This is a genomic window from Pseudomonas sp. P179, from assembly GCF_000478485.2.
Lineage (GTDB): Bacteria > Pseudomonadota > Gammaproteobacteria > Pseudomonadales > Pseudomonadaceae > Pseudomonas > Pseudomonas aeruginosa.
Genome location: NZ_KI517354.1, coordinates 4,136,585 through 4,148,736, shown reverse-complemented (window position 1 = coordinate 4,148,736; position 12,152 = coordinate 4,136,585). Strand labels below are relative to the sequence as shown.

Sequence of the window (12,152 nt, the reverse complement as noted above, 5' to 3'; positions counted from 1 at the left end):
TCAGGACAGGGTTGCGGTGGCCAGCTTCACACCAAAGCCGACGAACAGGGCGCCGACGCCCGAAGTGGCGCCGGCAGCCAACCGTTGCCGCCGGCGGAACCAGGCCGCCAGCCGCACACCGGTGAAAATCAGGAAGCTCAGGTAAAGGGCGCTGACCAGTTCCAGGATCACCGCCAGCACCAGGAACGACAGGCCCGGATAGGCATAGCCGGGATCGACGAACTGGATGAAGAAGGAGATGAAGAACAGGATCGCCTTGGGATTCGACAGGCTGAGCAGCAGCGCCTTGCGGAACGGCTGGTGGACATCCACCTGTTCGGCCTGCGCCGCCGTCGCTTCGGGATTGCGCAGCTTGCGCCAGGCGCCCCGCAGCATGCCGACGCCGAGATAGAACAGGTAGGCCGCACCGAGGTACTTCAGGCCGATGAACAGCATCGGCTCGGCCTTCAGCAGGGACGCCACGCCAAGGGCCGACAGCAGCATCAGCACCGCGTCGCCGAGGAACACGCCGCAGGCGGCCCGGTAGCCGGTCGCCACGCCACGCTGGGCCGAAGTCGCGAGGACGAACAACGAGTTCGGCCCGGGCAACAGGATCACGAAAACCACACCCAGCACGTAGGTCCAGAAATCGGTTATCCCCAGGGTCGGCATGGCTCTGCTCCTCAGCGACGCTCGGCCATCGCCGAGATGAAGCGGTCGAACAGCGGGGCGACGTCATGCGGACCGGGGCTCGCCTCGGGGTGGCCCTGGAAGCTGAAAGCGACCTTGTCGGTGCGCTCGATACCCTGCAGGGTACCGTCGAACAGCGACTTGTGAGTGGCTCGCAGGTTGTCCGGCAAGGTGCTCTCGTCGACCGCGAAACCGTGGTTCTGGCTGGTGATCATCACCACGCCGCTGTCCAGGTCCTGCACCGGGTGGTTGGCGCCGTGGTGGCCGTGGCCCATCTTCAGGGTCTTGGCGCCAGAGGCCAGGGCCAGCAACTGATGGCCGAGGCAGATGCCGAACACCGGGATCTCGGTATCGAGGAATTCGCGGATCGCCTGGATCGCGTAGTCGCACGGTTCGGGGTCGCCGGGGCCGTTGGAAAGGAAGATGCCGTCAGGGTTCAGCGCCAGCACTTCGCTGGCCGGTGTCTGCGCCGGCACCACGGTCAGGCGGCAGCCGCGCGCCACCAGCATGCGCAGGATGTTCAGCTTGACGCCGTAGTCGTAGGCCACCACGTGATACGGCAGTTCACCGGCCGGGATCTCCGGGTGACTGTCGCTTTCCAGGTTCCAGACGCTGGAGCGCCACTCGTAGCGCTCGGCGGTGGTGACCTCCTTGGCCAGGTCCATGCCCTTCAGGCCGGGGAAGGCGCGAGCCAGCTCCAGCGCGCGTTCCTCGGTAGCGTCGGCACCAGCCAGGATGCAGCCGTTCTGCGAACCCTTCTCGCGGAGGATGCGGGTCAGGCGACGGGTATCGATGCCGGCGATGGCGACGGTGCCGTTGGCTTTCAGGTAGTCAGGCAGCGACTGCTTGCTGCGCCAGTTGCTGGCGATCAGCGGCAGGTCGCGAATGATCAGGCCGGCGGCCCAGACACGGTTGGCCTCGGCGTCTTCCGGGGTGGTACCGGTATTGCCGATGTGCGGGTAGGTCAGGGTGACGATCTGCTGGGCGTAGGAAGGATCGGTGAGGATTTCCTGGTAGCCGGTCATGGCGGTGTTGAACACCACCTCGCCAACGGTCTGACCGTCGGCACCGATGGCTTCACCGCGAAAAATGCTGCCGTCGGCAAGTGCAAGTATGGCTGGCTTAGTCAAGAAGACCTCCCGTAAATCAAGCCTGACTGGTCGCGCAGGTGTAAAAAAGCGGGATGACACCGTGAAGAGTCATCCCGCTTTTTTTCGATTCATGCTGCGCTGCTTTTAGTGGACACACTAAAGCTGTAGTTTACAGAATCGCGACATTCCGGTCCACCAATAAGACGACGTGCGGCAGCGTCTCAGCGTAGACCGAGCACATCCTGCATGTCGTACAGGCCATTCTCTTTGCCCTCCAGCCACAGCGCCGCACGCACCGCGCCACGGGCAAAGGTCATGCGGCTGGAAGCCTTGTGGGTGATCTCCACGCGCTCGCCCTCGGCGGCGAACAGCACGGTGTGGTCGCCCACCACGTCGCCGGCGCGCACGGTGGCGAAGCCGATGGTTTCCCGCGCCCGCGCGCCGGTCTGCCCCTCGCGTCCGTAGACCGCCACTTCCTGAAGGTCCCGGCCGAGCGCCTGGGCTACCACCTCGCCCATGCGCAAGGCGGTGCCGGACGGCGCATCGACCTTGTGCCGGTGATGGGCCTCGATGATCTCGATATCCACTTCGTCGCCCAGCACCCGTGCCGCGGTATCCAGAAGCTTCAGGCAAAGGTTCACACCGACGCTGAAGTTGGCAGCGAAGACGATCGGGATATCCTTCGCCGCCTCGGCCAGCAGCAGCTTCTCGTCGGCGCTGAAGCCGGTGGTGCCGATGACCATCGCCCGGCGCGCCTTGCGGCACTGCTCGATGTTCTTCAGGGTTACGGAGGGATGGGTGAAGTCGATCAGGACGTCGAACTCCTCGCAGACCTTGCCCAGGTCCCCGGACAACGGCACGCCGATCCGGCCGAGACCGGCCAGCTCGCCGGCGTCCGCCCCCACCAGGGTGCTATCCGGACGATCCACCGCCGCCGTCAGCCCGGCGGCACCGCCGGTCTGCTGAACGGCCTCGATCAGGTTCTTGCCCATGCGCCCGGCGGCGCCCACTACGGCTATACGTCGCATAAAACCACTCCACGCGGAACCCGGACGCGGCTGTCAGGCCGCGCCCATGGCTTTGTTTATAGGTCGTCGAAGAAACGCTTCATGCCTTCGAACCAGCCACTGGCCTTGGGCGAATGCGAGGTGTCGCTCTGCAACGACTTGCGGAACTCCTCGAGCAGCTCGCGCTGGCGCTTGTCCAGGTTCACCGGGGTTTCCACCACCACCTTGCACATCAGGTCGCCGGCGCCGCCGCCGCGCACCGGGGCCACGCCCTTGCCGCGCAGGCGGAACAGCTTGCCGGTCTGGGTGCTTTCCGGAATCTTCAGCTTGACCCGGCCATCCAGGGTCGGCACTTCCAGCTCGCCGCCCAGCGCAGCGTCGGCGAAACTGATCGGCACTTCGCAGTACAGATGCTTGCCGTCGCGCTGGAAGATCGGGTGCTCGCGCACATTGACCACCACGTACAGGTCGCCCGCCGGACCACCCATGCTGCCGGCCTCGCCTTCGCCGGTGAGGCGGATGCGGTCGCCGGTGTCGACGCCGGCCGGCACCTTCACCGACAGGGTCTTCTGCTCTTCCACGCGCCCCTGGCCATGGCAGGAGCCACAGGGATCGGAAATCATCTTGCCGGTGCCGTGGCAGCGCGGGCAGGTCTGCTGGACCGAGAAGAAGCCCTGCTGCATGCGCACCTGGCCGATACCGCCGCAAGTGGTGCAGGTGACCGGTGTGGTACCGGGCTTGGCGCCGCTGCCGTTGCAGGTCTTGCAACCGACCAGGGTCGGCACGCGGATGGTGACGGTGGTGCCACGTACCGCCTCCTCCAGGTCGAGGTCCAGGGTGTAGCGCAGGTCCGCGCCGCGCTGCGCGCCGCCGCGCGAGCCACCGCGGGCACCGCCGCCACCGAAGAAATCGCTGAACACATCGCCGAAGATGTCGGAGAAGCTCGCCCCGCCGAAACCGGCGCCAGCGCCCCCACCCATATTCGGATCGACGCCGGCATGGCCGTACTGGTCGTAGGCCGCCCGCTTGCTGGCATCGGAGAGGACCTCGTAGGCCTCGTTGGCCTCCTTGAACTTGTCCTCGGCTTCCTTGTCGCCAGGATTGCGGTCCGGGTGATATTTCATCGCCAGGCGGCGGTAGGCCTTCTTCAGGTCCGCCTCGCTGGCGCCACGCTCAACCCCCAGAACCTCGTAAAAGTCTCGTTTCGCCATAACCTTTCCGTCTCAATTAAGGACCCTCCAGACACGCCAACGCGGGAGCAGGCTCCCGCGTGGCGGATCATGCGTACCGGCCTGGCCGGCACGCGGGGCAGAAGCAAGCCGGGGCTTACTTGTTGTCCTTGACCTCTTCGAACTCGGCGTCCACCACGTCGTCAGCGGCTTTCGCCTGCTCGCCCTGGGGAGCGTCTTCGCCCTGCTGGGCCTGTTCGGCGTACATCTTCTGCGCCAGCGGGGTGGAAGCCTGGGACAGAGCGTTCATCTTGGCCTCGATCTCGGCCTTGTCGTCGCCCTTCACCGCCGCTTCCAGCTCGCCCAGCGCCTTCTCGATGGTCGCCTTGTCCTCGGCGGTGGCCTTGTCGCCCGCCTCGGTGATCATCTTGCGGGTCGCGTGGACCAGCGCGTCGCCCTGGTTGCGAGCGGCAGCCAGTTCCTCGAACTTGCGGTCCTCCTCGGCGTTCGCCTCGGCATCGCGGACCATCTGCTGGATCTCATCCTCGGACAGGCCGGAGGATGCCTTGATCACGATGGACTGCTGCTTGCCGGTGGCCTTGTCCTTCGCCGAGACGTGCAGGATGCCGTTGGCATCGATATCGAAGGTCACCTCGATCTGCGGCACGCCGCGCGGAGCCGGCGGAATGTCGGCCAGGTCGAACTTGCCCAGCGACTTGTTCTGCGCGGCCTGCTTGCGCTCGCCCTGCAGCACGTGGATGGTCACCGCGCCCTGGTTGTCGTCGGCGGTGGAGAACACCTGCGACTTCTTGGTCGGGATGGTGGTGTTCTTCTCGATCAGACCGGTCATCACGCCGCCCAGGGTCTCGATGCCGAGGGTCAGCGGGGTCACGTCGAGCAGCAGCACGTCCTTCACGTCGCCGGCCAGGACCGCGCCCTGGATGGCGGCACCGACAGCCACGGCTTCGTCCGGGTTGACGTCCTTGCGCGCTTCCTTGCCGAAGAACTCGGCAACGGTCTTCTGTACCAGCGGCATGCGGGTCTGGCCGCCGACCAGGATCACTTCATGGATATCGGAAACATCCAGGCCGGCATCCTTCAGCGCGGTGCGGCACGGCTCGATGGTGCGCTGCACCAGGTCTTCGACCAGGGACTCCAGCTTGGCGCGGGAAACCTTGACGTTCAGGTGCTTCGGACCGCTCGCGTCGGCAGTCACATACGGCAGGTTGACGTCGGTCTGCTGGGTCGAGGACAGCTCGATCTTGGCTTTCTCGGCCGCTTCCTTCAGACGCTGCATGGCCAGCGGGTCGCCCTTCAGGTTGATGCCGCTTTCCTTCTTGAACTCGTCGACGAGGTAGTCGATCAGGCGGATGTCGAAGTCTTCGCCGCCGAGGAAGGTGTCGCCGTTGGTGGCCAGCACTTCGAACTGGTGCTCGCCGTCGACTTCGGCGATCTCGATCACCGACACGTCGAAGGTACCGCCGCCCAGGTCATAGACGATCACGGTGTGGTCGCCCTTGGCCTTGTCCAGGCCATAGGCCAGCGCCGCCGCGGTCGGCTCGTTGATGATCCGCTTGACGTCGAGGCCGGCGATGCGGCCGGCGTCCTTGGTGGCCTGGCGCTGGCTGTCGTTGAAGTAGGCCGGAACGGTGATCACCGCTTCGGTGACCGGCTCGCCGAGGTAGTCTTCGGCGGTCTTCTTCATTTTCTTCAGCACTTCGGCGGAAATCTGCGGAGGCGCCATCTTCTGGCCCTTCACTTCCACCCAGGCGTCGCCGTTGTCGGCCTTGACGATGCTGTACGGCACCATCTGGATGTCTTTCTGAACCACGTTCTCTTCGAAGCGACGGCCGATCAGGCGCTTCACCGCATACAGGGTGTTCTGCGGGTTGGTGACCGCCTGGCGCTTGGCCGGCTGGCCCACCAGGGTTTCGCCATCGTTGGTGTAGGCGATGATCGAGGGGGTGGTACGCGCGCCCTCGGCGTTCTCGATGACCTTGACGTTACCGTTCTCCAGGATAGCCACGCAGGAGTTGGTGGTACCCAGGTCGATGCCAATGATTTTGCCCATATTCACTCTCCAGAAACTTTGATTCCGTGCGACCCGCCCGTGGGTCTCGTGCTCGGTTGACTACCCAGATGGGGTCGTCGCGTCGAATTTCAAGCCTGCTCGTCGATGGACGGCGGGGTTTCCGCCGGCGCCTTGCTGACTACCACCATCGCCGGACGCAGCAGGCGGCCGTTGAGCAGGTAGCCTTTCTGGAACACCTTGAGGACACTGCCCGGCTCGGCCGAAGCGCTTTCCTGCATGGCCATCGCCTGGTGCTGCTCGGGGTTGAAAGGCTCGCCTTCCGGGTTCAGCGCCTCCACCTGGTAGCGGCGCAGGGTGTCGTCGAACATCTTCAGGGTCAGTTCCATCCCTTCGCGCATCGGCTTGATCGCCTCGTCGTTGGGATCGGACATCTCCAGGCCGCGCTCGAGGGTGTCGACCACCGCCAGCAGGTCGCCGGCGAATTTCTCCAGCGCGAACTTGTGCGCCTTCTCGACATCCTGCTCCGCACGCCGGCGTACGTTCTGCAGATCCGCGACCATGCGCAGCGCCTGGTCCTGGGCGGCAGCCAGCTGCTCTTCCAGTTCCTGCACGCGGGCGGTCAGGTCCTCGGCGGCGCCGGTGGGCTGCTCGGGGGTCTGTTGATCCAGGGTCTGCTGTTCGTCAGCCATGCCACTCTCCTTCAAAAATAAGCTGGCAAATACAAGGCGAACGCATAAGTTCGCAACGTTGCCGGCTATATGGGGACGGCTTTCCACGGTTCAAGGGGCGAGCGGCAATTGCCAGCCGGAAAAAATACTGTATAAATAACCAGACAAAACCCACGGAGCCGCCCGCCATGCTGGTTCACCTGTCCGTTCACAACTACGCCATCGTCGAGCACCTGGATCTCGAACTCGCTACCGGCATGAGCGTGATCACCGGCGAAACCGGTGCGGGCAAGTCGATCATGCTCGACGCCCTCGGCCTTACCCTCGGCGACCGCGCCGACAGCGGCGCGGTACGTCCCGGAGCGGACAAGGCCGACATTCTCGCCAGCTTCGACGTCAGTGCCATCGCCGAGGCCCGCGACTGGCTCGCCGAGCGCGACCTGGAACAGGACGGTCCGTGCATCCTGCGCCGGGTGATCACTGCCGAAGGTCGCTCGCGTGCCTACATCAACGGCACGCCCTGCCCGCTGGGCGACCTGAAGAGCCTGGGCGAACTGCTGATCGACATCCATAGCCAGCACGAGCACCAGTCGCTGCTGAAGAGCGAGACCCACCGGCGCCTGCTCGACGAGTACGCCGGCTGCCAGGAGCTGGCGCGCCAGGTGCAGCTCGCCGCGCAACGCTGGAAGCAGACCAGCCAGGAACTCGAACGCCTGTCGCGTAGCGGCGACGAACAACGCGCCCGCCACCAGTTGCTCAGCTACCAGCTGGAAGAACTGGAAAACCTGTCCCTCGGCGAAAACGAACTGGAAAGCCTGGAGCAGGAGCAGAAGACCCTGAGCAACGCCGAAAGCCTGCTCGCCGCCTGCCGCCAAGTCGTGGAAATGTGCAGCGAGAGCGATGCCGGCAACGTCCTTTCCGCGCTCAATGCCAGCCTCAACCGCCTGACCTCGTTCAGCGGCCAGCCCGCCGCTCTCGGCGAAGCGGTCAACCTGTTGTCCAGCGCGCAGATCCAGGTCGAGGAGGCGATCGGCGAACTGAACCGCTTCGTCGACCACTTCGATGCCGATCCCAATCGCCAGCAGCAGGTCGAGGAGCGCCTGGACGTCATTTACTCCCTGGCGCGCAAGCACCGGGTCCAGCCCGCCGAACTGGCCGACCTGCAGCAGCGCCTGTTCGACGAACTGGAGGCGCTGAACGCCGACGACGAAGCAGTCGGACGCCTGGGCGACGAGCTGGCCGCCTACGCCCGGCATTACCAGGAAAAAGCCGAAGAACTGAGCCGCCTGCGCCAGGCCGCGGCCGCACCTCTTGCCGCCAGCGTGGAGCAGGAAATGCAGCGCCTGGGCATGCCCGGGGGGCGCTTCGCCATCGTCCTGCATCCCGGCGACAGCGCCGAGCCGCAGGCCAACGGACTGGAAAGCGTGGAGTTCCTGGTCAGCGCCAACCCCGGGCAGCCGCTGAAAGGGCTGGCCAAGGTCGCCTCGGGCGGCGAACTGTCGCGGATCAGCCTGGCGATCCAGGTGATCACGGCACAGACCTCGCGCATCCCCACCCTGGTCTTCGACGAAGTCGACGTCGGCATCGGCGGCCCCACCGCCGAAGTGGTCGGACAGTTGCTGCGCCGCCTCGGCGAACGCGGCCAGGTCCTCACCGTGACCCACTTGCCGCAGGTCGCCGCCCAGGGCCACCAGCACCTGTTCGTGCACAAGGAACGCGGCAGCAGCGAAACCCGTACGGCGGTCGCCACCCTGAACAAGGCCCAGCGGATCGAGGAGATCGCCCGCATGCTCGGCGGCGTCGACCTGACCAAGGAATCCCTGGCCCACGCGAAGAAACTGGTCAACCTGGCCGCCCAGAACTGAACGTTCCTTCAATGGAAAATGAAAACGGCGACCCCAGGGTCGCCGTTTTCGCATGGAACCGTTGCGCGACTACTTCTTCTTGCGCACGTAGAGCACCAGATTGTGATCGACCAGCTCGAAGCCGCGCTCGCGGACGATTTCCTTCTGGCGCTTCTCGATTTCCGCATCCATGAACTCGATCACCTCGCCGGTATCGACGCAGACCATGTGGTCGTGGTGGCCGCTATCGGCGAGCTCGAACACGGCATGGCCGCCATCGAAGTTGTGACGCACCACCAGGCCGGCGGCCTCGAACTGGGTCAGCACCCGATAGACGGTTGCCAGGCCCACGTCCTCGCCTGCTTCCATCAGCGCCTTGTACACGTCTTCGGCGCTCATGTGGCGTTGCTCGGCCGAGTCGAGCATCTGCAGGATCTTGACCCGCGGCAGGGTCACTTTAAGGCCGGCTTTTCGAAGTTCGCTATTTTCAACCATGTCTGCTTTCTCAGCGCGGGATGTTTCGCAGTATCCCGGAATACGGGTATGATCGGGCTTTTATTTGCCCAGCCAAGATAGTGGAAGTCGCTCACCGATGCAAAACGCCAAGCTCATGCTGACCTGTCTCGCTTTCGCGGGGCTTGCCGCACTCGCCGGTTGCTCGTTTCCTGGCGTCTATAAAATCGACATCCAGCAAGGCAACGTCGTAACGCAGGACATGATAGACCAGTTGCGTCCCGGAATGACCCGACGCCAAGTGCGGTTTATCATGGGCAACCCGCTCATCGTCGATACCTTCCACGCCAATCGTTGGGACTACCTCTACAGCATCCAGCCGGGCGGCGGTCGTCGCCAACAGGAACGCGTCAGCCTGTTCTTCAACGACAGCGACCAACTGGCCGGCCTGAACGGCGACTTCATGCCCGGCGTCAGCCGCGACGAAGCGATCCTCGGCAAGGAAGGCAGCACCACCGTCACCCAGCCGGCCGACCAGCAGAAACCGGAAGAGCAGAAGGAAGAGCCGCCGAAACCGGGCTCCACCCTGGAACAGCTCCAGCGCGAAGTGGACGAAGCCCAGCCGGTACCGGTTCCGACTCCCGAACCTCTGGACCCCAGCCCGCAATGACGGCTGGCGTTCCACGAAAAAGCCCGGCATTCGCCGGGCTTTTTCATTTCCGCAGGAAACCCCTCGGCTAACCGCCTTCGCGTTCGCTCCGGGCCCGTGCGGCACGCTGCTTGCGCACCTCCTTGGGATCGGCGATCAGCGGGCGGTAGATCTCCACCCGTTCGCCGGCCTCCAGCACTCGCTCCTCCGGGCGTGCCAGGAGCTTGCCGAAGATACCCAGCGGGCAACCTTGCACATCCAGCCCTGGAAAGGCCTCGGCGATGCCGGAGAGCAGCACGGCCTCGCGTGCGCTGGTACCTGCCGGCACGCTCAGGCGCAGTAACGCCTGTCGCTCCGGCAACGCGTAGACCACCTCGACGGCGATCTCAGCCATAGAGTTGCTTGGCGCGCTGGCAGAACGCGTCGACCATGGTGTTGGCGGCCTGGGTGAACAGCGGCCCGAGGGTCGCCTTGACCAGCGGCCCGGCGTAATCGAAGGTCAGGTCGAGGGTGATCTTGCAGGCCTTCTCGCCAAGCGCCTTGAACTGCCAGACGCCATGCAGTTCGGTGAACGGTCCGTTTTCCAGGTTCATCTCGATGGAAGCTCCCGGCACCAACACGTTGCGGGTGGTGAAGCGCTGGCTGAGGCTACCCTTGGCCACGGTCAGCTCGGCGCGCATCAGGCTTTCGCTCTCCTCCAGGACCTGGCTGGCCGAACACCAGGGCAGGAACTCCGGATAGCGCTTCACGTCGTTCACCAGATCGAACAGCGCGCGGGCGGGATAAGGCAACAGCGCCGAACGCTGGATATGGGTGCTCATAGAACTCTCACTTCTGCTGTCGAGCGGGCGACTCCCCAAGCATAGCCGGCGGGACGGCGGCATCCGCCACGGCGGCGCGCTGCGCCCGTCGACCGGGGCCAGGGTTCGGCAGAAAAAACGCTCAGCGCAGCCTGACGCCACTTGAAGACTTTTCTTACAAAACCTTGGCCAGCGGCCAGGAAAAGAGTGGGCATTGTCCGAAATTCACCTCTATCCCTCAAGCGCGACGCCGCCCCATAGCGGTGAAGCCGGCGACTCCCTATAATGCGCCGCCTATGGCTAAGCAGAAGAAACACCCTTCGGGGACCATCGCGCAGAACAAGAAGGCTCTGCACGACTATTTCATCGAACAACGCTTCGAGGCGGGCGTCGCCCTGGCGGGCTGGGAAGTGAAAAGCCTGCGCGCCGGCAAGGCCCAGCTGGTCGACAGCTACGTGCTGCTCAAGGATGGCGAGGCCTGGCTGCTCGGCAGCCACATCACGCCCCTGACCACCGCCAGCACGCACGTGATCGCCGACCCGGTGCGCACGCGCAAACTGCTGCTGCACAAGCGCGAACTGGGCAAGCTGTTCGGCGCCGTGCAACAGAAGGGCTACGCCTGCGTCGCCCTGTCGATGTACTGGAAGAAGCACCTGGTCAAGTGCGAGATCGCCCTGGCCAAGGGCAAGAAGGACTTCGACAAGCGCCACACCGAGAAGGAGCGCGACTCCGATCGGGAGATCCAGCGCGCCATGCGCCACGGCAAGGACGACTGAGCGCGTCCCTGCACGCGCCTCGCTAGTCTTCCTGCACGCTGCGCCGGCGCTGCGAGCGCTTCATCCTGCGCGCCTCTTCCTGGACCTCCGCCAGGACCTCCTGCACATAGTGGATGTGCTGGTTGGACACCTCCCGGGCCAGCTCCGCCTGACCGCTGATGATCGCGTCGTATAGGCGCTGGTGCTGCTCCATCAGTTGCGCGCGGGTTTCCGTGCGCTGCGCGTACATCCCGCCGATATTGGTCACCACGTTGCGCCGCAACAAGTCGAACAGGCCCTTGATGGTGTGCAGCAGCACGGTGTTGTGGCTGGCCTCGGCGATCGCCAGGTGGAAGCGCGCGTCGGCGGCGCCCTCTTCCGCGCTGACCTGGTCGTTGCGCGCATAGCAGGCCTGGAGCGCCTCGAAGGCCTCGGTCAGGCGCTGGTGATCGAGGGAGGTCGCACGCAGCGCCGCGTAGTAGGCACAGGACCCTTCCAGCGTGTGGCGAAACTCCAGCAGGTCGCGCTGGGCCTCCGGGTTACCTTCCAGCAGGTGCAGCAGCGGATCGCTGAAAGTCGCACCCAGCGATTCGGTCACATAGTTGCCGCCACCCTGGCGGCTGACCAGCAGCCCCTTCGCCACCAGTTTCTGGATCGCCTCGCGCAGCGACGGCCGGGAAACCCCGAACTGCTCGGCAAGCACGCGCTCGGCGGGCAGCCGCTCGCCGGACTTCAGCGTGCCCTCCAGGATCATCGCCTCCAGTTGCGCAACGATGTCATCCGACAGACGGCGCTGCCTGACCTGACCAAATTCCATATCCCGACACCCTTACCCGAAGTTTCGTCGCAAAGCCTCTGCCATGCGCCCAGCGCGAAAAAGAGAGGAAGCGTACCGAGCCGCTCCCCGCACCACAAGCGAGGCGCCACGAGCCCCGCACGAGCATCCTTAGACAAAAGTCGTAGACGGGCAAATTGACACGCCGAACGCTCGACTCTTAACCTGAGCGCTCGCTTT

13 protein-coding genes are annotated in these 12,152 nt (G+C 64.8%); 3 read left to right on the top strand and 10 right to left on the bottom strand.

The genetic code is table 11. The annotated features are described in order from the left end of the window. The 6 genes from leuE to grpE all read right to left on the bottom strand — a co-directional run bounded on the left by leuE (window position 1) and on the right by grpE (window position 6,657). Window positions 1–651, bottom strand: a complete 651-nt coding sequence (gene leuE / locus HMPREF1224_RS31550) for a leucine efflux protein LeuE (RefSeq protein WP_003095208.1) — start codon at window positions 649–651, stop codon at window positions 1–3. Between the two features lie 11 nt (window positions 652–662). Continuing rightward, the gene (gene carA / locus HMPREF1224_RS31545) at window positions 663–1,799 is read right to left on the bottom strand and encodes a glutamine-hydrolyzing carbamoyl-phosphate synthase small subunit (protein WP_003095209.1); all 1,137 of its coding nucleotides are present in this window, start codon (window positions 1,797–1,799) and stop codon (window positions 663–665) included. A gap of 182 nt (window positions 1,800–1,981) precedes the next feature. After that, window positions 1,982–2,788, bottom strand: coding sequence for a 4-hydroxy-tetrahydrodipicolinate reductase (gene dapB / locus HMPREF1224_RS31540; RefSeq protein WP_003095210.1), 807 nt, complete (start codon window positions 2,786–2,788; stop codon window positions 1,982–1,984). A gap of 56 nt (window positions 2,789–2,844) precedes the next feature. Continuing rightward, entirely contained in the window at window positions 2,845–3,978 is a 1,134-nt protein-coding gene (dnaJ, locus tag HMPREF1224_RS31535) for a molecular chaperone DnaJ (RefSeq protein ID WP_003095211.1), read from the bottom strand. A gap of 115 nt (window positions 3,979–4,093) precedes the next feature. Further along, on the bottom strand, window positions 4,094–6,007 hold the full coding sequence (gene dnaK / locus HMPREF1224_RS31530; protein WP_003095212.1) for a molecular chaperone DnaK: 1,914 nt from the start codon (window positions 6,005–6,007) through the stop codon (window positions 4,094–4,096). A gap of 89 nt (window positions 6,008–6,096) precedes the next feature. Further along, window positions 6,097–6,657 carry a nucleotide exchange factor GrpE gene (grpE, locus tag HMPREF1224_RS31525; protein ID WP_003095213.1) on the bottom strand — a complete coding sequence of 187 codons (561 nt, stop codon included), beginning with the start codon at window positions 6,655–6,657 and terminating at the stop codon, window positions 6,097–6,099. Window positions 6,658–6,824: 167 nt separating this feature from the next. Here grpE and recN point away from each other — a divergent pair, with 167 nt between their 5' ends. Next, the gene (recN, locus tag HMPREF1224_RS31520; protein ID WP_003100507.1) at window positions 6,825–8,501 is read left to right on the top strand and encodes a DNA repair protein RecN; all 1,677 of its coding nucleotides are present in this window, start codon (window positions 6,825–6,827) and stop codon (window positions 8,499–8,501) included. A gap of 69 nt (window positions 8,502–8,570) precedes the next feature. On the opposite strand, the gene fur is transcribed toward recN, so the two are convergent. Continuing rightward, window positions 8,571–8,975 (bottom strand): ferric iron uptake transcriptional regulator, encoded by a 405-nt coding sequence (gene fur, locus HMPREF1224_RS31515; protein WP_003095216.1) that lies wholly within the window; start codon window positions 8,973–8,975, stop codon window positions 8,571–8,573. Window positions 8,976–9,072: 97 nt separating this feature from the next. Here fur and HMPREF1224_RS31510 point away from each other — a divergent pair, with 97 nt between their 5' ends. Next, entirely contained in the window at window positions 9,073–9,603 is a 531-nt protein-coding gene (locus HMPREF1224_RS31510; RefSeq protein ID WP_003109323.1) for an outer membrane protein assembly factor BamE, read from the top strand. 67 nt (window positions 9,604–9,670) lie between these two features. On the opposite strand, the gene HMPREF1224_RS31505 is transcribed toward HMPREF1224_RS31510, so the two are convergent. Both HMPREF1224_RS31505 and HMPREF1224_RS31500 read right to left on the bottom strand, forming a co-directional pair. Further along, window positions 9,671–9,976, bottom strand: a complete 306-nt coding sequence (locus HMPREF1224_RS31505) for an RnfH family protein (protein ID WP_003095218.1) — start codon at window positions 9,974–9,976, stop codon at window positions 9,671–9,673. Next, a complete protein-coding gene (locus HMPREF1224_RS31500; RefSeq protein WP_003100497.1) occupies window positions 9,969–10,403 on the bottom strand; it encodes a type II toxin-antitoxin system RatA family toxin in 435 nt (144 codons plus the stop codon). Before HMPREF1224_RS31500 ends, HMPREF1224_RS31505 begins: the two co-directional genes overlap by 8 nt. Window positions 10,404–10,678: 275 nt before the next feature. Between HMPREF1224_RS31500 and smpB the strand changes: the two genes are divergently transcribed. Further along, window positions 10,679–11,158, top strand: coding sequence for an SsrA-binding protein SmpB (gene smpB, locus HMPREF1224_RS31495; protein ID WP_003100496.1), 480 nt, complete (start codon window positions 10,679–10,681; stop codon window positions 11,156–11,158). A 22-nt stretch (window positions 11,159–11,180) separates the two neighbouring features. On the opposite strand, the gene HMPREF1224_RS31490 is transcribed toward smpB, so the two are convergent. Continuing rightward, window positions 11,181–11,954 (bottom strand): FCD domain-containing protein, encoded by a 774-nt coding sequence (locus tag HMPREF1224_RS31490; protein ID WP_003095221.1) that lies wholly within the window; start codon window positions 11,952–11,954, stop codon window positions 11,181–11,183. Window positions 11,955–12,152: the final 198 nt, after the last annotated feature.